The sequence below is a fragment of the Mesorhizobium sp. LNHC229A00 genome (assembly GCF_000502415.1).
In the GTDB taxonomy this organism is placed as follows: Bacteria; Pseudomonadota; Alphaproteobacteria; order Rhizobiales; family Rhizobiaceae; genus Mesorhizobium.
The window spans coordinates 109,337-130,982 of record NZ_AYWQ01000016.1; the positions used below are offsets into that span (position 1 = coordinate 109,337).

Annotated in this window: 21 protein-coding genes and 1 pseudogene; 1 reads left to right on the forward strand and 21 read right to left on the reverse strand. The window is 57.4% G+C overall.

Annotated features, from left to right (window positions below; translation table 11 throughout):
- Window positions 1–3: 3 nt before the first annotated feature.
- The 12 genes from X742_RS145430 to X742_RS145380 all read right to left on the reverse strand — a co-directional run bounded on the left by X742_RS145430 (window position 4) and on the right by X742_RS145380 (window position 12,869).
- Window positions 4–810 carry an ABC transporter permease gene (locus X742_RS145430; protein WP_023774291.1) on the reverse strand — a complete coding sequence of 269 codons (807 nt, stop codon included), beginning with the start codon at window positions 808–810 and terminating at the stop codon, window positions 4–6.
- Window positions 807–1,979 carry an ABC transporter permease gene (locus X742_RS145425; protein WP_245275600.1) on the reverse strand — a complete coding sequence of 391 codons (1,173 nt, stop codon included), beginning with the start codon at window positions 1,977–1,979 and terminating at the stop codon, window positions 807–809. Before X742_RS145425 ends, X742_RS145430 begins: the two co-directional genes overlap by 4 nt.
- Window positions 1,980–2,131: 152 nt before the next feature.
- Complete coding sequence (locus X742_RS145420; protein ID WP_031248298.1) at window positions 2,132–3,181, reverse strand: ABC transporter substrate-binding protein; 1,050 nt, start codon at window positions 3,179–3,181, stop codon at window positions 2,132–2,134.
- A 29-nt stretch (window positions 3,182–3,210) separates the two neighbouring features.
- On the reverse strand, window positions 3,211–4,266 hold the full coding sequence (locus X742_RS145415; RefSeq protein ID WP_245275601.1) for an ABC transporter ATP-binding protein: 1,056 nt from the start codon (window positions 4,264–4,266) through the stop codon (window positions 3,211–3,213).
- 517 nt (window positions 4,267–4,783) lie between these two features.
- Complete coding sequence (locus tag X742_RS145410; protein ID WP_156939427.1) at window positions 4,784–5,119, reverse strand: hypothetical protein; 336 nt, start codon at window positions 5,117–5,119, stop codon at window positions 4,784–4,786.
- Window positions 5,120–5,200: 81 nt separating this feature from the next.
- Window positions 5,201–5,554, reverse strand: a complete 354-nt coding sequence (locus tag X742_RS01000000170545) for a hypothetical protein (RefSeq protein WP_245275602.1) — start codon at window positions 5,552–5,554, stop codon at window positions 5,201–5,203.
- A 73-nt stretch (window positions 5,555–5,627) separates the two neighbouring features.
- Window positions 5,628–6,692: a sn-glycerol-3-phosphate ABC transporter ATP-binding protein UgpC gene (gene ugpC / locus X742_RS145405; RefSeq protein WP_031248299.1), complete on the reverse strand. Its 1,065-nt coding sequence runs from the start codon at window positions 6,690–6,692 to the stop codon at window positions 5,628–5,630.
- 3 nt (window positions 6,693–6,695) lie between these two features.
- Window positions 6,696–7,544 carry a carbohydrate ABC transporter permease gene (locus tag X742_RS145400; protein ID WP_023774299.1) on the reverse strand — a complete coding sequence of 283 codons (849 nt, stop codon included), beginning with the start codon at window positions 7,542–7,544 and terminating at the stop codon, window positions 6,696–6,698.
- Window positions 7,541–8,443 carry a sugar ABC transporter permease gene (locus X742_RS145395; protein WP_023774300.1) on the reverse strand — a complete coding sequence of 301 codons (903 nt, stop codon included), beginning with the start codon at window positions 8,441–8,443 and terminating at the stop codon, window positions 7,541–7,543. The genes X742_RS145400 and X742_RS145395 overlap by 4 nt, the downstream gene beginning before the upstream one ends.
- Window positions 8,444–8,463: 20 nt before the next feature.
- Window positions 8,464–9,753 carry a sugar ABC transporter substrate-binding protein gene (locus X742_RS145390; RefSeq protein WP_023774301.1) on the reverse strand — a complete coding sequence of 430 codons (1,290 nt, stop codon included), beginning with the start codon at window positions 9,751–9,753 and terminating at the stop codon, window positions 8,464–8,466.
- Between the two features lie 190 nt (window positions 9,754–9,943).
- Window positions 9,944–11,320 carry an aminotransferase gene (locus X742_RS145385; RefSeq protein WP_023774302.1) on the reverse strand — a complete coding sequence of 459 codons (1,377 nt, stop codon included), beginning with the start codon at window positions 11,318–11,320 and terminating at the stop codon, window positions 9,944–9,946.
- Window positions 11,321–11,645: 325 nt separating this feature from the next.
- Complete coding sequence (locus X742_RS145380; RefSeq protein WP_031248300.1) at window positions 11,646–12,869, reverse strand: ROK family transcriptional regulator; 1,224 nt, start codon at window positions 12,867–12,869, stop codon at window positions 11,646–11,648.
- 193 nt (window positions 12,870–13,062) lie between these two features.
- Between X742_RS145380 and X742_RS1000000175940 the strand changes: the two are divergent.
- Window positions 13,063–13,404 (forward strand): annotated as a pseudogene (locus X742_RS1000000175940) (transposase); the annotation flags it as partial.
- Between the two features lie 193 nt (window positions 13,405–13,597).
- On the opposite strand, the gene X742_RS145375 reads toward X742_RS1000000175940, so the two are convergent.
- The 9 genes from X742_RS145375 to X742_RS145345 all read right to left on the reverse strand — a co-directional run bounded on the left by X742_RS145375 (window position 13,598) and on the right by X742_RS145345 (window position 21,558).
- The gene (locus X742_RS145375) at window positions 13,598–14,386 is read right to left on the reverse strand and encodes a phosphodiesterase (RefSeq protein ID WP_023774305.1); all 789 of its coding nucleotides are present in this window, start codon (window positions 14,384–14,386) and stop codon (window positions 13,598–13,600) included.
- A 90-nt stretch (window positions 14,387–14,476) separates the two neighbouring features.
- The gene (locus X742_RS145370; protein ID WP_023774306.1) at window positions 14,477–15,523 is read right to left on the reverse strand and encodes an NAD(P)-dependent alcohol dehydrogenase; all 1,047 of its coding nucleotides are present in this window, start codon (window positions 15,521–15,523) and stop codon (window positions 14,477–14,479) included.
- Window positions 15,524–15,945: 422 nt separating this feature from the next.
- On the reverse strand, window positions 15,946–16,707 hold the full coding sequence (locus X742_RS145365) for a MurR/RpiR family transcriptional regulator (protein ID WP_245275606.1): 762 nt from the start codon (window positions 16,705–16,707) through the stop codon (window positions 15,946–15,948).
- A 287-nt stretch (window positions 16,708–16,994) separates the two neighbouring features.
- A complete protein-coding gene (gene nagA / locus X742_RS145360) occupies window positions 16,995–18,164 on the reverse strand; it encodes an N-acetylglucosamine-6-phosphate deacetylase (protein ID WP_031248301.1) in 1,170 nt (389 codons plus the stop codon).
- Window positions 18,165–18,456: 292 nt separating this feature from the next.
- The gene (locus X742_RS1000000176765) at window positions 18,457–18,567 is read right to left on the reverse strand and encodes a hypothetical protein (protein WP_348524185.1); all 111 of its coding nucleotides are present in this window, start codon (window positions 18,565–18,567) and stop codon (window positions 18,457–18,459) included.
- Window positions 18,564–18,767 carry a hypothetical protein gene (locus tag X742_RS1000000174935; protein ID WP_198019237.1) on the reverse strand — a complete coding sequence of 68 codons (204 nt, stop codon included), beginning with the start codon at window positions 18,765–18,767 and terminating at the stop codon, window positions 18,564–18,566. The genes X742_RS1000000176765 and X742_RS1000000174935 overlap by 4 nt, the downstream gene beginning before the upstream one ends.
- Before the next feature lie 85 nt (window positions 18,768–18,852).
- Window positions 18,853–19,887, reverse strand: coding sequence for an SIS domain-containing protein (locus X742_RS145350; protein WP_031248303.1), 1,035 nt, complete (start codon window positions 19,885–19,887; stop codon window positions 18,853–18,855).
- A 25-nt stretch (window positions 19,888–19,912) separates the two neighbouring features.
- Window positions 19,913–20,677, reverse strand: coding sequence for a GntR family transcriptional regulator (locus tag X742_RS0138025; RefSeq protein ID WP_031248305.1), 765 nt, complete (start codon window positions 20,675–20,677; stop codon window positions 19,913–19,915).
- Entirely contained in the window at window positions 20,674–21,558 is an 885-nt protein-coding gene (locus X742_RS145345; RefSeq protein WP_023774311.1) for an N-acetylglucosamine kinase, read from the reverse strand. Before X742_RS145345 ends, X742_RS0138025 begins: the two co-directional genes overlap by 4 nt.
- Window positions 21,559–21,646 lie beyond the last annotated feature (88 nt).

The following is a 21,646-nucleotide window of genomic DNA, read 5'->3' on the forward strand; positions in this document are numbered from 1 at the left end:
ACGTTACCTATTCTTGTTGGCGTTGTAGACTGCAGCCATCAGGCAACTCGTCAGTATGATCATCACCGCGGCCGCAGCGAGGATCGTGGGATCGAGTTGCTCACGCAGTCCCGTGAACATTTGCTTCGGCAGCGTGCGCTGCTGAGGTCCGGCAATGAAAAGCACCATCACCACTTCGTCGAATGACGAGGCAAAGGCGAAGACCGCCCCCGCAGCCACGCCTGGCGCGATGATTGGAAGCATCACGGTTCGAAATGCCGTCACGCGGCCGGCGCCCAGACCTGCCGCAGCCCGCATCAGGTTGAAGTCGAAGCGCGTCAGTGTCGCCGTGACAGTGATGACAACGAAGGGCGATGCCAGAATGGTGTGGGCAATAACGACGCCAGCGTAGGAATAGTTGAGGCCGAGCGGCGAAAAGAAAATGAACAGTCCGAGACCCAGCACGACGACGGGAACGATCATCGGCGAGATGGCAAGCGCCATCACGGCCGTCCGGAAAGGAAACCGTGAATTGACAAGCCCGATGGCTGCGAGCGTACCCAAGGTCGTGGCCACGACGGTGGTCGATGTAGCAATCACCAGACTGTTGACCATTGCCCCGGTCCATTGGGGCGAGGAAAAGAGCTGTACGAACCAGCGAAGAGATAACCCACGGAACGGGTAGGTGAACCAGGGATCGGCATTGAACGAGATCGGAAGAGCGACCGCCAGCGGCAGCATCAGCAGCAGAAGAACGACCCCTACAAACACATAGAGCGGTATGCGAATGTAAGTCGGAAACTCGGAATAGACGCGGTGCCCCATGTTCATATCCGATCCGATGAGTGACGCGCGACGTGCCTCGCAAGCGGGAGAGCAACGAGGCCTGCCCCGAAAATAAGGATGGTGCTGAGCGCCGAAGCGAGCCCCCAATTCAGATCCTCATTGGTAAACCTGGCAATGAAGAAACTCACCATCTGATCGGACGGTCCACCCACCAATGCCGGCGTCAAATAGAAGCCAAGGCATAGCACGAACGTGAGAAGTCCGCCGGCGGCAATGCCCGGAACCGCCTGCGGAAGAAAAATCGTCGCATGTGCCAGCAGCGGGCCGGCGCCGAGGCTGCGGGCGGCCTTTACCTGGTTCGCCGGAATCGCCCGCATCACGCTGATCATGGGCAACACGGTGAACGGCAGCTGGATCTGGATCATGGCGATGATCGTCGCCATGCGCGTGTAAAGAAGGGGCAGTGGCTCGGATATTAGCCCCGTTCCCGCCAGTGCATTGTTGAGAACACCGTTGGTCTGAAGGAAAACGATCCACGACATTGTCCGCACGAGGAGCGAGGTCCAGAACGGCAGGAGAATAAAGAACAAGAGGACTGCCGCTGTCCGCCCACTGGAATTGGCTATGACATACGCGACCGGGTATCCAATAACGATTGTGAGGCCCGTCACGACAAGGCTGATCAGGATCGTCCTGAGATAGATCGACCGGAAATCATAGCTCGTTTCCTGCGACGGTCGACCATCGGCTTCGATCTTTACGGAAAAGCCCATGGCCCAGCGCAAATAAAAGGCGCTGTAGCGACTATCATAGTGCTTGATAATGCTCCATACACCGCTCTGGTCCCACGCCGGGTCTGCCTTGATCAATTGGGCCTTCCAAGCCTGCGGGTCGGCACGATCGAAATCCTCCGAAAGCGTCCGCTGCGCGTTAAGGATGACGTTCATCCCGCGGGACAATTCGTAGCCCACCCGACGACCTAGCGGGCGCACCGACCCAGCATGTCCTGGGGCTTCGAGTTCCTGTCCAAGCGTCATGTAGAGAGCAGGGGCCGGAAGGTTATCTTCGTCCCAGGCCTTCAGCGCCTGCGTTGTCAGCGGCAGCGCTCTGGCGATCTCTCCGTCCGATACCGCCGTATGAAGAATTGAGCCTATCGGGATCACCAGGAACAGAAGTAGGAAAATCAGGAGGGGCGCCGCTGGAAGAGCAGCCATGACTGCCCTCCGATTGTTGTCCCTCCTGATCGTCGAGTGAACGACATGAGCCGTCGGCGACGCAACCTTTGGCGCAGAGGTATCGGTCTGCGTCATTACCAAGCCAACGTCGCCGTACGGTAGTGTCATCAAACAACTCCCCGCTGCTCGGTTTACTGGGAAACCCAGCTGGCGAAGCGGGCGTTCAGCGCGTCACCATTCTTGGCCCAGAAAGATCCGTCTTGGGCCAAGGCGCCCTCACTGTTTTGCGGGGCAGACGGCAAGTTCGGCAGCACGTCCTTGGCGACCAGAGCGCTGGCTGCCTTTACGGTTGGCCCGTACGCGATGTAATTGCTCAGGGCAGCGTTGATGTCTGGCTTGACGCTGAAAGCGACGAAGTCCTTGGCAGTTTCAAGGTTCTTGGAGCCGGTTGGGATAACCCACATATCAAAGCCACGGATCTGATTGGTCCAGGCAATCCCCAGATCGGCGTTTTCCTTCGTATTGGCGTCGGCGATGCGGCCATTCCAGGCCAGGGTCAACTTGACTTCGCCTGATTTGAGAAGCTGCGGCGGTTGTGCGCCAGCCTCCCACCAGACGATGTCTTTTTTGATAGTGTCGAGCTTCTTGAACGCTTGATCGACACCGGCCGGAGTTGCAAGTGTCTTGTAGACGTCCGATGGCGCGACGCCATCCGCTATGAGCGCGACTTCGAGTGTGTCCACCGGGCTCTTGCGAAAGCCGCGTTTGCCTGGGAAGTGGGTGGTGTCAAAGATGTCCGCCAGTTTGGTGGGCGCCGTCGGGAATGCCTGCTTCTGGAACGCCAGGACCGTGGCGTAGACGCTGGTTCCCACGGCGCACTCAGTCAGAGCACCATCCACAAGGCCAGCGGCCTTGAAGGCAGCATCACCGCCAATTTTTTCAAGCAAGCCCTGGTCGCAAGCGGTCGCCCCTGTTTGCGGATCGACGTCGATGACGTCCCATGCGACATTGCCGCTATCGACCATGGCACGCAGCTTTGCCAGTTCACCGCTCCAGGTGTCCTGGGTGACGGTGAGGTTCTTCGCCTTCGCGTATGGATCGAGCAAAGCCTTTGTCTGTGCCTCCTGTAGGGCACCACCCCAGGACACGACGGTCAGTCCGTCTGCCAGGGCTGGAAAACTCGCTGCGGTCAGGACAAGCCCAACAAGGCACGAATGCTTGAACGAATTCGCTCGTAACATGTGACTTCCTCTCTGGATGTTCGGTTGTGTTATCTGCCGTCAAGCGCCCAGGCATCGTGCGGCTCCCAGTCGAGAAGGACAGGGCTGCCCATCTCCATCTGGACTTCCAACGATGATGAACTCTTCGCAATCAACCGTTCCCCGCCCGGCAGTTCGACGTGGATCCGGAACTGGTCGCCGCAGTAAATGATGTCGCTGACTTGCCCACTAAGCGTCCCGGCGCGGTTTTGTCCGGTAATGCGGACGCTCTCCGGCCTGATGGCGATCGTCGCTCGTTGATCAACCTTCGTGTGAACGCTGCTGCGCGCCCAAATTTCCTGGCCGCCGGCGAGCCTTGCGCGCGCCAGGTCGCCTTCGATCGAGACGACTTTCGCGTCAAGGCAGTTGTTGTCGCCAACGAACTCCGCCACGAAGCGGCTCGCGGGGTGTCCGTAGATATCTTGCGCCGAACCGATTTGCTGGATGCGGCCGTCGTTGAAAATGGCGATCCGGTCGGACATCGTCAGCGCTTCGTGCTGATCGTGCGTCACGTAGACGACTGTCAGGTCAAGCCGATCGGCGATAAGGCGGATTTCGAGCTGCAAGTCCTCGCGCAGCTTCTTGTCCAGGGCGCCGAGCGGCTCATCCATCAGCACCAGGCTGGGTTCAAAGACAAGCGCTCGGGCAAGCGCGACCCTTTGTTGCTGACCGCCCGACAAGGCCGTGGGCTTGCGCTGCGCCAGGTCCGAAAGTTGGACCATCGCCAGCGCTTCGCCGACGCGCGTGGCGATCTGCTGCCTGGAGGAGCCGCGCACCCGCAACGAATAGCCAACATTCTCGGCGACCGTCATATGCGGGAAGAGGGCATAGTTCTGAAACACCATGCCGATGTTCCGTTTTTCCGGCGGCTTGTCCTGAATCGGCCGCCCGTCCAGCGTGATTTCACCGCCTGAGGGATATTCGAAGCCGGCGAGCATCATCAACGTCGTCGTCTTGCCAGATCCCGAAGGACCAAGAAGTGTCAGGAATTCGCCCTTCGCGATGTCAAGGTTGAGATCGCGAACCACGAAGCTATGGCCATCATAGGTTTTGGATATGCCGGTCATGCCGACATGCATCGTGGGCTGAACCATGGCTTTAGTCGTATGTCCCATTCTCGTTGTTCTCGATTATCGAGACGCCTTATTAAATATCGAGAATAGAAGCATTCGGATCGGCCTCCGTCAATCCCCTATTCAAGATGAGGCTTGGATGAGCAGGCGGCCGCTTTGGCGGAGGTCTCCGCGCCAGGCTGGAAGTGTCATCTCAATGCCGCGGGCCTGGCCCTGATTGAACGCCGCGATGCCCTTGTCGGTGAACTGCAAGCGGAACGTGGAGAGCGTTTAAGCACTGGCCGCAGGCTTGGTCCGACAAGGCGTCGTCGGCAGCGTCGGCCATGCACGGCGCTAAGTTGAAGTCAGAAGATTCTTCAGGAGCGTCCAACTGACAATTGCGCCTGGCCTCTGATTCCCGAAGTTCAAGTCAAATCACTTAGCAGGCTGTTCCTTCACAGCAGACTTTGGCCGGCTGTTGCTTGGGAGGAAAAAATGGTGCCGGCTCAGGATGATGCCGGATCTGTTTAGTTCAAGCCGGCACATGGCCGTGATAGGCGTTTTCGAGCAGCGCGCGTATCAGGTTGCGGTCAAGCGGACGCGGATTGGCATAGGGATTCAAAACGGCAATGTTGGCGACGCGGTCCAGTCCATCTTCGGGCATGCCAATGTCCTTCAACGCTGTCGGGGCACCGATCGATTTTGCCAGTTCGTGGGGACCAATCGTTGCATCTTCCGTACCGAGCGCACGCGAGATGCGCGTCATCGCATCCCGGCCGCGGGCGCGTTGTAGGCGACCGCCTGCATATCGGCTCACTAGGAGGGAGACGTAGAAGGCAGGAAGCCCACGAACCCCGTGATCTTCCACGTCCCGTCCTCCTTCGTGCAGAAGAATACCGACTGCCAGTTCAGTTTCTGAAAACCGCCGCCTTCGAGTGCTATCGCGTCATCAAAGGTCTTTCGTGCCGTTGCCGTGTGCCCTTGCACGCCGGATGTCGAGCATGTTCGTAGCCCGGAAAAGAGCATCTCGACGGTCTTCCGCATAGGCCGTTGCAGCAGAACGGCGGGCATCGTCGAGCCAGGCGTCTCGATAGGCTTCAACCGTCGGAAAGCCGATCTGCCAATCGGCTGGACCAAACGAGCCCTTGGCATCCAACCCACAAAAGCCGCCGCGTCTGAACGATTTGCCAAAAACAGACCAGTCCTCGTTCACGAAGCCGTCGACGTCTTCGCGTACGAGCATTTCCCAAATCGCATGTTTATCCTGATCAGATGAGGGGAATGGATTGCTGTCGTGGGACATTAGTGTTGTTCCTCTTTTTTACACCGACGAGAAATTTGATTGACTGCCGGCGTGGCGCCTGAAGGCCGAGCCGTCAAACGCGCAATCCCGTTTCCTTGTCGAACATGTGCAGGTTCGCCGCCTGGATCTCGATATTGACGGCATCGCCTGGCTTGACCCGCAGAAAACCAGGCACGCTCGCAATGAACGTTCCGGCCGCTGTATCGATGGTGACATGGGTCGCCGGCCCAATCGGCTGGAGAATTCGCACCCGGCCTTCAATGCCATTGACGCCCAAGCGGACGTGTTCTGGCCGGACGCCGAACTCGACGGCCCTGCCGGCCTTCAAACTGCTGGGGCCGATACTCACCGGCAGCGCCTTTTGTCCGGCACGAACGAACGTTGCGCCGTTTGCCTCCTCGATAAGGCCATCGAGCAGTTCAATTTGTGGGCTTCCGATGAACGAGGCGACGTAACGCGTGGCGGGGCGCGCGTAGATTTCCTCGGGCGTTCCGAATTGTTCAACGCGACCCCGATACATGACGGCGATCCTGTCCGAGATCGACATCGCTTCTTCCTGGTCGTGCGTCACGAAGATCGACGTCACGTTCCGCTGCACATGCAGTTGCTTGACTTCTGTGCGCATCTTCACGCGGAGCGACGCATCGAGGTTCGAGAATGGCTCGTCAAACAGAAAGATCCGCGGCTCGCGGACCAGAGCGCGGCCGATCGCCACGCGCTGTTGCTGGCCGCCAGAGAGCTGCGCCGGAAATCTTTCCAGCAAATGATCGAGCTCCAGAGACGCGGCAAGCTTTTGGACCTTCTCCCGAATGATCGCCGGTGCGACGCTGCGCATCTTGAGTGTAAATCCGATGTTCTGGGCGACCGTCATATGCGGATAAAGCGCATAATTCTGGAACACCATGGCCACGTCGCGCTCGACAGGGGACAAGTCGTTGACGCGTCGTCCACCGATTAGAATGTCCCCGGATGTGCTGTCTTCAAGGCCTGCCACCATATTCAGCGTCGTGGTCTTGCCGCAGCCGGACGATCCCAGCAGCGTGATGAATTCCCCGGCCTTAATATCAAGGTCGATGTTGTGGCAGACCTGGACGCTTCCGAACTTCTTGGAAACCTCTTTCAACGTTACGCTAGTCACTGGTTATCCCTTCATCATGCCGTCGGCGAAGCCGCGGATGATCTGGTCTCGGAAGATCGTTGCGATGATGATGACGGGGGCCACGCTAATTACGGCGGCGGCCATCATCTGTCCGAACACTGTTTGATATTGTCCGGCGAATTGCGCGATCGCGAGCGGTACCGTCTGCGCGCTCTGCCGTGTCAGGATCAATGCGAAGAAGAACTCGTTCCACGCCTCGATGAACGCGAAGACGGCAGCCGCTCCTATGGGCGGGATAGAAATCGGCAAGATGACGTGCCAAAGCGTCCGCAGCGGCCCCGCTCCGTCGACGGCTGCCGCCTTCTCGATTCCAATGGGAATGCTGAGGAAAAATCCGCGCAAGATCCAGATGACGATCGGCAAGTTGAAGGAGAGATAGACGACGCCCAAGGTCAGGACGCTGTCGATCAGGCCCAGATAGCTGATAAGCAGAAAGAGAGGGATTGCGATTGCAATGCCCGGCAGCATCTGGGTTGCCAGAATGAAGAAGCCGAGTGCATTCGAGTACGGCACCGACAGGCGAGCGAGAGCGTATGCAGCCGGTGCTCCCAAAGCCAGCGCAAGCGCCGTGGAGAACAGTGAGACGATAAGCGAGTTGAGGACGCCGTGTCCCAGCGCGGCCGCGGACGCCATGACTGCGACGAAGTTCTCGACCGTAAAATTGGACAGCGAGAGATCCGGGGGCTGGGCAATGAGGGCGCTCTGTTCCAGCAGGCTTGATAAAATCAACCAGACGATGGGTGCAATCGACCAGACAACGAAGACCGTCAAACCCAGATAGACCATGATCCTTTTGACAGGCCCGCCGATGCGATGGGTTTGAAAACTCATTTTGCACCTGCGGTGGACTTTGGTTTGAGAAGCCACAGGTAGCCGATCGCGAGAATGAACGTCAGGATGAAGATGACGTTTGCGATCGCCGCGCCGTAGCCTATGTCGAGAAAATTGAACGTGACACGATAGGCCAGGAAGTTCAGGAGCACGGTTCCGTCGGCGGGACCGCCGCGGGTCAGAACGAACACGATGTCGAACACGCGCAGCGACCAGATCGTCTGAAGGATCACTGCAATCCCGATGGCGTCCTTGATGGCCGGCAGTGTGATGTAGCAGAAGCTTTGAAAGCTGCTCGCACCATCCATGTACGCCGCCCTGTGCAGCACGCCGGGCACCCGTTGAAGCCCCGCGAGCAACAGGAGGGTGACGAATGGTATCGACTTCCAGACGTCAACAAGGAGCAGGAAATTCAGCGCGCTGAGCGGCGTTCCCAGCCAGACCTGGTAGTTGTCGATAAGCCCGAGAGATTTCAGCAGCCCGTTCAACACCCCGTAGTTGGAGTTCAGAATCCATTTCCAAAGCACGGCATTGGCCACTGGAGCGATCGCCCAGGGGATGACCAGCAAAATCTTCAGAAAGCCGTTTCTTCCCTGAGGCTGGTTCAAGAGCAGTGCTACGCCCAGACCGATGCTGACAACAAGGATGACCTCCATTGCCGAAAAGTAGAGTGTGTTCAGCGCGGCGTGCTGGAGGCCTTCATCGGAAAGCATCCGCCTGAAATTCCCCAGCCCCACCCAGACCTGGTCAAGTTTGCCGGCCCGCAGTTTGACGTCCTGGAGCGCAAGCAATGCCGATCTGACGATCGGATAGCCGAGAATCCCGGCTATCACTATCAATGCTGGCGCGAGGAGGACAACGCCGACGTTCTGCCGGCGTTTTTCGAATGTTGTGGCCATCTATATCACCTCTACGCGGCTCACCCGCGACGCTTGATGATCGCAGTAACCAGATCATGTGCCTCCGCAATTGCCTCCGCAGCAGTTTTCTGACCTTGCAGCGCCTTCTGCACCTCGGTGCCGATGGCTTGGCTAACCTGGGTAAAGTCCGGCGTTACAAAGCTGTCGTAGGGATGCTTTGCTTGCTCAAGCACGACCTTGGCAATCGGGAGTGCGGCCTGGACCTCTGCATCTCCCAGAACAGACAATCGGGATGGCAGCCAGCCGGTATCAAGCGCCTGACGTTTTTGGACATCCTTGTCGAGATAGAACTCGATCAGCTTTCTCGCCTTTTCGGGACTTGCACTTGCCTTACTAATTGTCCACGCGTCAGTGCCGTCGATCGAGGCAGTGCCGGCTGGGCCTGCCGGAAGGATCGAAGCTGCCACCTTGCCGATGATTTGAGACTGTTTCGGATCCTGCGCGGGATTCCACATATATGGCCAGTTCATCATCATCGATGCACGGCCGGACATGAAGACGTTACTCGCGTCATTGATCCCAGCGTAGGATATCGAGCCGGGTTCCGTGCCGGCTCCCATGAGATCGACCATCATCTGCAGAGCATCGACACCGGCATCACTCTTGAAGACCGGCAGACCGTCTTTGCCGTACATCGTTCCGCCTGCCTGTTGCAGGAACGCCATCCAATAGCTTGCGGCGCCGCCGATGCCGGCGGCTTCGGCATAGTTCGCGACATATCCGTACCGACCGTCGCGGGTCAGTTCCTTCGTGACCCGCTTGAACTCGTCCCAATTTTGCGGCGGAGCCTTAATTCCGGCTTGCTCAAGATGCTCCGTGTTGAAGAACAGGGTTAGCAGTGAGAGTGTGAAGACCGTGCCGTAGCGCTTTCCGTTCCAAGTTACGGTTTTGAAACTCGATTCCGGGAGATCGGCGACTAGATCAGCGGGAAGGTTGCTCACGAACGGCAGAAGGAAGCTTTCGAACTCCGGCACCCATCCGCACATATAGATAATGTCCCAAGGGGCCGATCCGGAAGCGAAAGCCGTTGCCATTCGGTCATGAAGTTGGGGCCACGCTAAGAGCTCGTAGTTTACGGATGCTCCGTTTGCCGCCTTCCAGGCTTCAAATGCTGCTTCCGCAAACTTTGCGGCCCCTGGAGGTGCCGGATCAGGCGGAAGCGGTCCGAAGACGGAAAGGGCGGCTTCCTGCGCCTGCGCGTGGCGGCCAAAAAGGCTTCCGGTTGCGGCCGCGGCTGCCGCCAAGCCTGCATTTTGAAGAACAAGGCGACGAGAAATGGTCGATTGCATTGGGAGAACCCCTCTTTTTTCTGGTGTACCAATGGATATGCTTCATTTCTGCATCCCGGACCGCTGAGCGATCCGGGCTCTTATCAATACCGGTGGAGCGTACTGTCCGTTTCCCTTGAGCCTCCTCCTCCTTTGATGGCATCGGAAGGATGAAGCGTCATTCCCTCAGGGTTCGATGCACAGATGGCCTTCAGCGGCCAATGCTGGAGTGAAATTGCTTGAGCGCCTTTCCGAAGCGCTCAGCGATTTGGTCGACGTCTGCTTCGTTGACGACAAGCGGCGGGGCCAAGATTAGGCAATCCCCGGTGGCTCTCACGACGAGGCCGTTTTCGACCGAAAACGTGTCGTACTTGAAGCCGGCCCCAAAGCTGGGCGCAAATGGAACTTTGGTCTCCTTGTCCTCGACAAGTTCAATGCCAAACATCAATCCAACGCCCCGGACATCGCCGACGATCGATGAGCCTGCGGCGATTTCGCGGAGGTGCGATTTCAACCGATCGCCCATGGCCCGTACATGCGGTACGAGATCCATTTCCTCATAGATTTTGAGGCATTCCAGCGCAACGGCGGCACCAACCGGGTGGCCGGAGTTTGTAAAGCCATGCCCGAAGAAGCTGCCGCTCTTGTTGAATTCTGCGACCGCTTCGTAGATCTCAGGCGCCATGACAACGGCCGACATCGGGAAATAGGAGGATGTCAGGCCCTTCGCCAGGGCCATCATATGCGGCTGCATATCGGTCGTCTGGCGACCAAACCAATTGCCGGTCCTCCCGAAACCTGTCACGATTTCGTCGTCCAGCAACAGCACATCGTACTTGTCGAGCACCGCCTTGATCTTGCGGAAGTAATCCTGGGGCGGCACAACCACCCCGGCGCCGGCCATGACCGGCTCGGCGATGAACGCGGCTACCGTATCGGCGCCTTCTCTCAGGATCATTTGTTCAAGCTCTGCAGCAAGCCGGTCCGAATATTGCTCGGGGGTCTCGCCGTCATTCATGCCCCGGTACATGTCGGGGAAGGAAACATGCAGAAACCCGGATATCGGCAGAGCAAACTCGCGATGCATCGTTTGCAAGCCGCACATCGAAGCCGCTGCAATCGTCGAACCGTGGAAGGACTTTCTTCGCGAAATCACTTTGCGTTTGCCCGGATTGCCACGCACGGTGTGGTAAACCCACGCCAGTTTGACCATGGTTTCGTTTGCTTCAGATCCGGACGTCGCAAAGTAGACGTGCGCATTCTCGATCAGCGACCGTTTGGACAGTTCCTCCGCTAGCAGGCTCACCTCGTGAGAGGTTCGCGAAAAGAAGGTATGGTAGTATCCGATGCGCTTGGAGTGCTCATAGATGACTTTTGCAAGCCGCTGGTTTCCGAAGCCTAGCGATGCACACCAAAGCCCCGACATGCCGTCGATGTATTCCTTTCCATTGCTGTCGAAGACCCGGGGGCCCTCCCCTCGCTCGATAACCGCGGGACCCTGAGCCTTAAGCTGCTGAGGATTTGTCTGCGAGTGGAGATGGAAAGCCACATCGAGGCTAGCCGTTCTGTCGCGCGATAGTTCGATCATCCCAAGTTCTCCTGCTTACGGGTGTGAGGCATGCGCCCAACTGGTTTGGCTCCATGTGCCGTCGCCGAAGCCATTTTTTCAGCGCCCGCAGGACCAACTCACAGCTTCCTTCCTGCTAAAGTTGCCATCCGTAGGTATATATGTCAAGGATACATACATACCTATATCTGGAAAAGCCTGTCGCAGGAATTTCCTGAATATGCAAAACCTGACACTCGCCCGAGCGGCAGTCGCTCGCTTGTTGGCAGCGAGGTAGCAAACGCTCGCTAAACCGTAAGCGGCGATCAAACCAGTAGACGCTGGAAGTGGCTAGATGACCGGCTCGTCAGAGGGGGAAATTCAGGAGTTCCGAAAGCACCAGTCCGGCAGCGCCGCGCAGGGCAGCGACATCCTCGCTGTCACCGAGGACGAGCGATACATCATCCCCCGGCCGGCTGAGAATCAACTCACGAAATCTCGCTTCTATTAGCTGAAGCATTCGCTCTCCGCCCTGAGCGACATCCCCATGAAGTATGATGTAATTGGGTGCCATCAATTGTTGAAGATTTGCCAAACCGACGGAAAGATTGAAGGCGTATTCTTGCAGTAGCTCGGCTGCGCCTTCTACACCCTGGTCAGCGAGAATTATCAAACGGCGCGTGTCCAGTGAAGCGGGCTGCGGGAGCCCTCGTGCCAGTGCCTCGTCTCTCAACCATCTAAGCGTCGCGATAGTCTCCCAACAGCCGCTTCGGCCACATTTGCAGCGGCTCCCATTCAATTGGACAATAGTGTGACCAATTTCGCCGCCAGCGCCCGATGGCCCTCTATGAAGATGTCCATCAATATAAAGTGCCGCTCCCAGCACCTCACCAGTATAAACCACAGCGAAATTTCCGCGCCCGCGGCCCTTGCCAAACCAACGATCGCCAACAAGCAATGCCCGATCGTCTTTGTCGACGCATACAGGGACTTCAAACTCCTTCGCCAACTCGGTCTCTATGGGAAAATTGTTGAAAAATGGCGCAAGGCTCATGGACATTATTGAGCCGGCTTCCGTGTTAATCATTCCCGCGACAGCTACGCCAATGCCGAGAATCGGCATGTCGACTGATGTGGCCGTTTTCTGCACCGAGCGCGAAATAATTTGAAATGCCTCATGAGGGTCGTTGAGATCTTTCGGAAACTTCTCGGTGCTCTGCGCATAGACTGCGCCATCTAGAGAGACCAGGCAGGTCCGAACGTGATCATGCATTAGCAGAACAGCACATATCGGCTTAGCATCTTTCGAGAACCACAACTTCGTCGCTGGCTTGCCGCCAGCCTGATTGGGTGGAACGACTTCGCCTTCGACAAGAATCCGCTTATCAAGGAGTGGCTGCACGATTCCACCAACCGTTCCGCGACTTACGCCGGTATACCGCGCCAAGTCTGCCCGGCTGGACGGTCCCATGTCATACAACGCCTGAAGAAGACGGCCACGATTGGCTGGACCAAGAGTGCTAGTCGAGATGAGATTCGTTGTCGGCCTAGACGGCCGGTGCCTGGCTGAATCTTCTTCAACTCGCCCCATGACATACAGCCAGTCACCGTTAGAAGCACCCATACCTGCCCCAATTCCTTGTTTCCTTGAGGTTGGCGATCTAAGTACCACAGTGCCTTACCTTTTCGCCTACATTTTGCAGCAAACGCATACTGATTGACGTTACATAATGTATGCGTGAGCGTCGTACAAACCATTTTTCATCGAGAGTGCTGAGTGATGTGCGCCCGATCGAAAGGCCGAACAGCCGCTGCGGCACCTTTTGGGGCTTGGTCGGGAGTCTGCAAGTCGACGGCTACGCCGGATACTGGGCGGTGGCCGAGCGCAACGCCGTGGGCCTGGCGTTCTGTTGGGCGCATGTCCGTCGCCTTGTATGAACTAGCGCAGTCCGGATCCGCGCCGATCGCAACCGAGGCTCTCCAGCACATCGCCGAACTCTACAAGATCAAGAGCGATCTGCGGGGTCGCCCAGTTGAGGAGCGCCGGCGCCGCTCGCCAGCAGAGGAGCCGACCCATCATCGACGCTCTGGACCCGTCGCTGCGCCAAAAGCTCGCCTTGGTCAATCTGGCCGGCCACCCTCAAAACCACCTCGATGACCTGCTGCCCTGGCCCACGCCCACACCCCACTCCAGGCCTTGGCCTGAGAACAGCTGTTACCGAGGTTCGGTACTACTCCCGCCCTGTAAGGGGAATCTCAGTCCGCCAGACCCCGATTGCGTTATCCGGTAAGTTCTGAATTGCACCACCGTGTAGCTGGTCAAACACCGGGCATTATTGCCAGGACCGGTGGGTCCTGTGCCTCTATTCGGTGAATAAGGAACTTTTCGTCGGTTATCGTCGCCACGTCGAATTGTGGCGTCATTGCTACGAAGCGAGCGTCATCGTTGACGAAATCCGGAACGATATGGTGGCAAGTTCCGGCTGAGATAGTGAACGGAATTCCTTCCCATTGCCCCGCCGTTGCGACGTGAACATGCCCGCAAAAGATATGCCGGACGCCATCGTGAGCGTGGAGTAGAGACATTACTTCTATCGGATTGCTGAGAAGAATCTTTTCACAATGCGGTAAGCCGACCGAAAGGAACGGATAGTGACTAAAAATTACAACGCGCTTATCGGCCGCCCCATCAAGGGTGCGCTTGAGCCAGGACAGCCGTTTATCACATAGGCGGCCCTGAATTGCCCCCGGCTCGAGTGTGTCGAGATAGATTAGGCGGGTTCCTTCCAAATCATCGAAGCCCTGGATGAAACCATTGTTGTCGGTCATGGCTTCGGGAAAGGCGCTGCGGAAGTTTTCACGGTCATCGTGGTTGCCAATCAGTAGCCGCGTCGCAACGGGAAATGTCTCGAGCCGGCCACGCAACATTTGGTAGGCATCCGGTTCGCCAGCATCGGCAAGATCCCCGCTGATGATGCACAGGTCCGCATCACTAAAGTCAGCCTCGATTTTACGCAGCACAGCCTCTAGCCGTTCAACCGGATCAATGCCGAAGAGCAAGTTGCCCGGCGCTACGAGATGTGTATCCGTTACATGAATAATGCGCATTAGCTAGATTCCCCAGATATATGAAGCAAGCGAGAAGCGGATCACCTCGAGCTGAAGCTGTTCGTGATCGGCTATTTTCGTTAACACGTCTTAAATCGCGTTTTCGGACACGCGGATCTGTATCTTTACATCTGATGCCCGAGCGGAAGCCGCTCGTTCAAAGGCTTGAACTGCGTCGTCGAAGCCATAGGTATCGGATATCAGAGGCTTCAGATCGACTTTGCCGGTCGAGATAAGAGAAAGCGCGCGGTCGAAAACATTAGCATACCGCATCACAGTCTCGATTCGGACTTCTTTGCAAATGGCGGCATGTGTGTTGAACGTGACGGGCTGCACAGGCAACCCCACCAACACTACGGCGCCCCCGGGACGAACGGTGTCAAAAATGGCATCGAAAGCATTTTGACTGCCGCTTGCCTCAAAAACGATGTCGGCACCCCAGCCCTCTGTCTCACTCAGGATAAAAGACTGAAAAGGCCCATCCGCAGCATTGACAGGATAGATACCTTGATACTTACCCGCAATTGCAAGTTTCTCGGAACTAAAGTCAGAAACGTAAACTCGGCTACAGCCTCCGACCAATGCTGCGATCGCGGTCATGATCCCGATAGGACCACAACCAATAACCGCTGCCACATCACCAGGCACTATCCGGGCTCGCGCAGCTGCCTGAAGGCCTATGGCGAATGGTTCGACCATTGCGCCCTCGGCAAAGGAGACAGAGCTGGGAAGCTTGTAGGTGAAGGCCGCCGGGTGGACGATAAGGGGCGTCAGAACTCCATGTATAGGAGGCGTGGCCCAGAACACAACGGATGGATCAACATTGTAACGGCCGAGTTTTGATGCACGCGAAGACAGATCGGGAACGCCCGGCTCCATACATACGCGATCACCGGCGACAAAGTTTTCAACCTGCGATCCAACTTCGACGACAGTGCCAGATGCCTCGTGTCCCAGTACCATTGGCGCATTCAATCGAAAGCTGCCAATGCCGCCATGAGTATAGTAATGAACGTCACTTCCACAAATCCCGACGGTGTGCACTGCGACTTTCACATCGCTCGGTCCCAGATTCAAAGGCAGGTCAATCTCTCGGAGGGATAACTCACCCTGTCGCTCTACAATCAGCGCCTTCATGGCGTTGTACTTTCTGTCGGCATGGACGGTTGAGCTGTATCAATCAGGGCTGCTTCCAATTACTGTCTGAACGAAGTGACAGTTCGTCCGGCCCGCTCTTACTTATCGTTAGTGTGCAGATGTAAAGAGATGCTGGGTAACAGTGACATGTCATGATAACTCGACAAATCGTTTTGCCGGCTCTTAGATCCGTGATCTGAGCAGAACGACGATTAAGAACACAAGCAGCGCTTACGACATCGTCTTTAGCCATCTGTTTTGGGGCATCATCCTGTAACCGCTATCCGATTACGCCGGATGGCCAGTCCACCACGTGTCATTATATGGAATATAACTCCATCATATATTATGTCAATGGACTTTTGTTCCAGTAGGAGAAAATGTCATCGCTGGTTCGCGCTCGATCGCTTAGGCTGAACCGATTAGTGATCGTTCCGCGCGATGGTCGCTGCAGACACAAGGACCTCGATAACAAAGAGCTGGGTGAAAGCGGGCGTCAACGCACCGCCGGTGAGCGGAGATTCAATTGAAGCAGCTAACAGCATCAAATCTGCGGCACCAACCAGGGGGCTTTCTGGGCGGCTGGTTATTGCGGCGGTGAAGGCACCAGCACTATGGGCTCGACGAAGTGCAGTAACCGTGTCTCTCGTCAGGCCAGTTTCTGATATGGCGATTGCCACACAATCCCCATCGAGACCGTGAGCGACCTCGGCGCCAAAGGTTGGGTCACTGATCGCGAAGGCGTGTACATTGAGTCGTAAAAGTCGGGCAGCAAGCAGAGAAGCAAGGATGCCAGAGAACCCCGCACCATAGACATCGACTCGTTTCGCTTTCAACAGCCGCATCGCCAAAATCTCAACGTCGCCAAAATTCAGAAGCGATCTGTTTTCTTGGATAGCAGCAATGAGATTGTCACCTAGTTGATCCGACAGCTTGCGACTGGCATCGGGCTCCGCCGACCTTATTGGGCGTGTCGCTAACTCACCCGCTAGCGCAAGCTTGAAATCTTGAAATCCGTTGAAGCCAACCGTTCGGCAAAACCTAATTACGCTCGCCTGTCCACTTTTTGAGGACGAGGCAACTTGTGCCGCCGACTGATGCACGATCAATTCGGGGTTTGCGACCGCGTATTTCGCAATGCGCATCAGTGCGATTGGAAGTTGGGGCATATGGGCCCGAATCATCGGCAGCACGACTCTTGCCTGACTCATATCGATTTCTCACGCTCAAAAAAACAAATATAAAAACTGCAGATTGTGAACGTCTATAAAGGACCTTCGAGTGAGCCGCAACATGTGCCAGTAGCGATAAAGAATCATAATCAGCGCTGTAAATAAGTTCGTATGTCCTCCCGTCGTGAGGATCGGCTCCGCCTATCCGAGCAGCCCTCGGAAGACCAATGTAGGGTTAGCTACCTCAACCACAAAGAAGGACAAACGGACTTACAGTGAATCCGCCAACTGGCTCGACCTTAAATGATCGTTGCATCAAAGGCCTTCCGGCCCCCGATCCATGTGGACCGCAGTTGAAGCTCGGGAGTCAGTAGCAGAAAGTCGGCGTCGGCACCGGTAATAAGCCGGCCCTTATGGGAACCAATCCGCATGGCGTCCGCGGGATGAGCGGTGGCCATGCGGATCGCTTCCTCAACGGGCATGCCGAGCTTCTTATGCACGAAGCGCACGGAGGAAAGCATGTCGATGTCGGCGCCGGCAAGCGTGCCATCTGCGAGCGTCAGCCTTCCGCCCTCGCGTAGGATCTCTCGACCGTTGAGAAGAAGGTGTGTCATGTCGGTCCCAATCGTCGACATTGCATCGGTCACCAGGAAAATCTGGCCCGGCCCTTGCTTGGCGCGAATGGCAACGCCCATTGCCGCCGGATCCACATGGAAACCGTCGGCAATCAACCCCACATCAAGTGTTCCCGTCGCCAGCGCCGCACCGACGAGGCCGGGTTCACGATGCCCGAGGCCACTCATGGCATTGAAAAGATGGGTGACGACGCGAGCGCCGGCCTTTGCATAGCCGCAGGCCGTGTCAAAACTGGCGTCCGTATGGCCGAGGCTGACGACGACACCCGCATTGGCGAGTGCGAGTACCTGCTCTTTGGTTGCATTCTCCGGAGCGAGCGTAACCATGAGGCAGCCGAGTGCCTCCATGCAGGCCAGCAGCTCGTCCAGGTCTGCCTTGTCCATAGGCCGGATCAGCGCTGGATCGTGAGCCCCTTTCCGAGCCAACGAGATGTGCGGGCCCTCGAGATGAAGACCTAGAAATCCTGGAACTTCCGCAGCCTTCGCCTCCAAGGCTGCGTTTATGGCCGCAGTCTTCACCTCGCGGGTGTCGCTGATCAGCGTGGGCAGCAATGCCGTGGTACCGAACCGCGCATGTGCCGAACAGATTTGCCGAATGCCGCCAAGCGTTGGCTCCTCATTGAAGAGCGTTCCGCCGCCGCCGTTGACCTGCAGGTCGACGAAACCCGGTATGAGAAGCAGGCCAGCCGCGTCGACTATCTCTGCATCGTGGAATTCAGCGCTTCTCGGGCTGATTTCTTTCACCCTACCTGCTTCAACGATGAGATCAGCGCCGTCGCAAAAATCTTCGCCGTCGAAGATCCGCGCACCAGTAATTATCCGCGTCATGGCCATAGGGACAGTCAATCCGTTGTTCGTCTTGTTCGTTCGAAGCTCGGCGTCGATAACGTTCGTCTCGCCGACCCGAAACTTCCCGCGATGCGCAAGAGCCGGCAGTCTCGCCATTCATTGAGCTTGCGGGTTGGTCGTGTGTCTCGCCGCAAGTCCTTCGCCATCAGAGATGCGTGGCCAAACGGTGTGCGTACGCGATCTATCTCCTGCCAGCCGTAAAGGCCCTTGGAGTCCTCTGTGGTGAGATAGAGGCGCTTGTAACCCAGGCCTTCGGCTTCAACTTCCAGCTTCGCCATCAGCAACAACCTATGCCTGTTTTGCGATGAGATGGATGGACGTAAAGAGATGCGAGCCACGGCGAGAGATCGGCCCGTTCCTTGAAGTCGCCTTGACGAAGGCTGATCATGCCGGCAGGCTTGCATCCGCGATGGCGACAAAGGTAAGAGGCAGAGAATATGTTTCATTCGCCGCGTCGCAGAAGAGACGATTGGTTTCTTCGAAGGTCGTTCCTGCCTGGCAATCCCAATGCCCGAAAGTCCAACTCGCGCAGACCGGGATCATTTCTGGGCAGGCGTTCAGAGGTTCAATTTCAATCTTCGCCGTCATGTTGAAAGCCTCGGTTTATCATCCTGGGTGGCGGATCGCTGAGACCACGTAAGGTGTCATCCCAATGGCTAGCGCCGTTAAGCAATTATATCGTTTCCGTGACCTTCCTCAGATGTGCAGGCGCGTCGGGATTGAGGCCTCGCGAGCGTGAGAGCGCTTCCACCAGACCGTAGAACGGCAGGACTAGCGTCAAAGCGTCGGTTAGAGGGTGGCCGGTTTCGACGAAGGGCAAGCGCCTTGCCTTTGCCGTCTTTCCTGACGTGACCCGCACGACGGCACCCTTGGTACTCAAGCTTTCCGCGGCCTTAACCACCGAGTCCTCTGCGGCGTCACGGGCCGCAAGCGCGAGCACCGGAAAGCGGGGACCCACAATCGCGACCGGGCCGTGCAACACCTCTGCAGCGGAAAACGCCTCGGCATGGATGCCAGTCGTCTCCTTGAATTTCAGGGCGGCTTCGTTGGCAATCGCGAGGACCGGGCCGCGACCTAATACATACAGTGAATCCGCCTCGTCGACGCAGGCTGTGAGGTCCAGCCACTCAAGTCTTGCTGCTTGAGCGAAATGCTTCGGGAGGTCAGCCACCGCATGCTGCAACGCCCGATCACCCGTCCATTCGCCCAGAACAGCAAGCCCCGCGACGATGGAGTTCACAAAGGATTTCGTTGCCGCCACCGCGTTTTCCGGACCGGCGAGAATATCCAATGGATGGCTGCAAGCTTCAGCAATCGGCGAAGGCATCGTATTTGTCAAAGCAATCGTTGTGGCCCCTGCGCGGGTTGCGGCCCGGGCCATCTCCACGATGTCCGGGCTTTTGCCGGACTGCGAAATTGCGAGCCCCGCACCGCCGCCGAGTTTCAGCTTGGCCCCGTAGATAGAGGCAAGCGATGGCCCGAGTGAGGCCACTGGGATACCGGTTGTCAGTTCAATGGCGTACTTCAAGAAGAGAGCGGCATGGTCTGAGGAGCCGCGTGCAATGGTGACAAGAAAGGCCGGGTCTTTTGCCCGTAGAGCCGCGCCCGCCGCTGCAAGCGCGTTTGCCGAGCGATCAAGCAATCGTGCGGTCGCATCCGGGATCTCGTCGATCTCGCGGCGCATATTTGTCTGTTCGAGAGACTGCATGAGAGGTCCCTTCCTGGAAATTTGCTCAGCTTTTTGAGAATTCGAATTCAGAAACAAAGCCATGGCCATCGCCTCGAAAAACGGAGCGTGTGAACTCGATGGCGCGGCCTGAAGATAGGTATGCGACGCGTTCGACAGAAAGTCCGGCTGCCGGTGGGATGAGACCCAGCCAACGGGCGTCAGGCTCCTTGATGCTCCCGATCGTCAACCGCTGTATTGCGCGAACCGGCCTTGCGTTCGTTCCCCTCAGCCAGTCATGTACCGATGAGTTGACGCGCAACGGCTCTGGAATAATGTCCGCAGAAACGGAGCTCCGCTCCACGGCGAGGGGCTCATCGTTCGAGAAATGAAGACAGGTGAGACGTGCCACGCGGGAGTGGGCAGACAAGCCTAGGGTGATGATCTCGTCGGATGTGGGCTGGAATAGCCCGCGCTCCAGCCACTGCACCCGTGAATTGGCGCACTGCCGTGGCGAGGCGTCAACCAACTGGGCTGATCGGCACAGCAAGTCTCCGACGTTCGATCGCACACATTCGACGAAGGTGCCGGCGCCGCGGCGCCGCACAAGTAGCCCCTCGTTCACAAGACTCTCGATGGCTTTGCGAACTGTGACGCGACTAACACCAGCATGACTCGCCAGGACACGTTCAGGAATCAGTGCGTCGCCATGATTGAATTTGCCTGACAGGATCGCCTTTTCTAGGCACAGCCGAAGCCGGCGATAAAGCGGCCCGGTACCTCTTGATTTAAACCCTTCTGGCGGCAGGATACCGGCCAACGGGTGGGTCATATCATTGCTCTCCGCCGACTGCCGAAACGCCGGGCCGCCAGTGCAACGGCGCCGCTGAGCGCGTCGGCTTTGGCCTCGACGAACAGCGGCTGATGTCGACCGGCAAGCCAAGGCCGGTAGAGCGGCGCCAAACCTCCGAGCAAACAAATCGTCCGTGCCTCTTTTGAAACAAGCGCATCGAGCGCCTCGTCAACCATGGCTGCTGACGACTTCAGGAGGCGAGTTGAAACTGGATCGCCGCCTGCGGCGAATTCGAAGACGCGTGGTGCATAGCGGCCGAATTCACCAGGTTTCGCCAGCCGCGCGAAGTCGACCAGATGGCGGGGATCGTCGTTGAATTCTGTGAGCACCGAATCCGTGATCGCCGAGGGCGCGTGGATGCCGTCGTAGGCGAGAAGGCTTTCCTGCAGGAGGGCGTGGCCGATGCGCGCTCCGCTGCCGTGGTCGCCGATGGTGAAGCCCCAGCCGCCGAGGGAGCATACTGTGGCGCCACGTCGGGCGATGTAGATCGCACCTGTTCCGAGTATCGCAATGGCGCCGTCCATATCCCCAACCGCGCCTTCCAATGCGATGAGGCCGTCGGATTCGATATCGGCGGTGGCAAACGGAAGCCGCCGGCCAACATTTTGAACGGTATCGCCGACGTTGTGCCCCGCAACTCCCACGATCGCATATGCCGCCGCGATGCCTTCCGGATTGAGACCTCCGTCTTCGAAGGCGGCGCGTGCCGCTTCTGCAATGTTCCTGAGAGCCGTCTCCGGATCTGTCAGAATATTTGCCGGGCCCGATTTTGCGCGACCGAGAATGCGTCCATCCCGGTCCGCCACCGCCGCCCGGCAACTCGTTCCCCCGCCGTCGATTCCGATCAAATATGAGGTCATGGAGCCTAAACTTGTGCCTACGCAATGTTGCTTGGGGAACACGGCCGACGGATGGAATTGGCGTCAGGTGCCGCCTATTGCCGCTACA

Coding starts and splice junctions, on each gene's coding strand:
- X742_RS145430 (WP_023774291.1), bottom strand. CDS start 810: ATGAACATGGGGCACCGCGTCTATTCCGAGTTTCCGACTTACATTCGC.
- X742_RS145425 (WP_245275600.1), bottom strand. CDS start 1,979: ATGGCTGCTCTTCCAGCGGCGCCCCTCCTGATTTTCCTACTTCTGTTC.
- X742_RS145420 (WP_031248298.1), bottom strand. CDS start 3,181: ATGTTACGAGCGAATTCGTTCAAGCATTCGTGCCTTGTTGGGCTTGTC.
- X742_RS145415 (WP_245275601.1), bottom strand. CDS start 4,266: ATGACCGGCATATCCAAAACCTATGATGGCCATAGCTTCGTGGTTCGC.
- X742_RS01000000170545 (WP_245275602.1), bottom strand. CDS start 5,554: ATGTCCCACGACAGCAATCCATTCCCCTCATCTGATCAGGATAAACAT.
- X742_RS145400 (WP_023774299.1), bottom strand. CDS start 7,544: ATGAGTTTTCAAACCCATCGCATCGGCGGGCCTGTCAAAAGGATCATG.
- X742_RS145395 (WP_023774300.1), bottom strand. CDS start 8,443: ATGGCCACAACATTCGAAAAACGCCGGCAGAACGTCGGCGTTGTCCTC.
- X742_RS145390 (WP_023774301.1), bottom strand. CDS start 9,753: ATGCAATCGACCATTTCTCGTCGCCTTGTTCTTCAAAATGCAGGCTTG.
- X742_RS145385 (WP_023774302.1), bottom strand. CDS start 11,320: ATGATCGAACTATCGCGCGACAGAACGGCTAGCCTCGATGTGGCTTTC.
- X742_RS145380 (WP_031248300.1), bottom strand. CDS start 12,869: ATGGGGCGAGTTGAAGAAGATTCAGCCAGGCACCGGCCGTCTAGGCCG.
- X742_RS145375 (WP_023774305.1), bottom strand. CDS start 14,386: ATGCGCATTATTCATGTAACGGATACACATCTCGTAGCGCCGGGCAAC.
- X742_RS145370 (WP_023774306.1), bottom strand. CDS start 15,523: ATGAAGGCGCTGATTGTAGAGCGACAGGGTGAGTTATCCCTCCGAGAG.
- X742_RS145365 (WP_245275606.1), bottom strand. CDS start 16,707: ATGATTCGGGCCCATATGCCCCAACTTCCAATCGCACTGATGCGCATT.
- nagA (WP_031248301.1), bottom strand. CDS start 18,164: ATGGCCATGACGCGGATAATTACTGGTGCGCGGATCTTCGACGGCGAA.
- X742_RS1000000176765 (WP_348524185.1), bottom strand. CDS start 18,567: ATGATCAGCCTTCGTCAAGGCGACTTCAAGGAACGGGCCGATCTCTCG.
- X742_RS1000000174935 (WP_198019237.1), bottom strand. CDS start 18,767: ATGACGGCGAAGATTGAAATTGAACCTCTGAACGCCTGCCCAGAAATG.
- X742_RS145350 (WP_031248303.1), bottom strand. CDS start 19,887: ATGCAGTCTCTCGAACAGACAAATATGCGCCGCGAGATCGACGAGATC.
- X742_RS0138025 (WP_031248305.1), bottom strand. CDS start 20,677: ATGACCCACCCGTTGGCCGGTATCCTGCCGCCAGAAGGGTTTAAATCA.
- X742_RS145345 (WP_023774311.1), bottom strand. CDS start 21,558: ATGACCTCATATTTGATCGGAATCGACGGCGGGGGAACGAGTTGCCGG.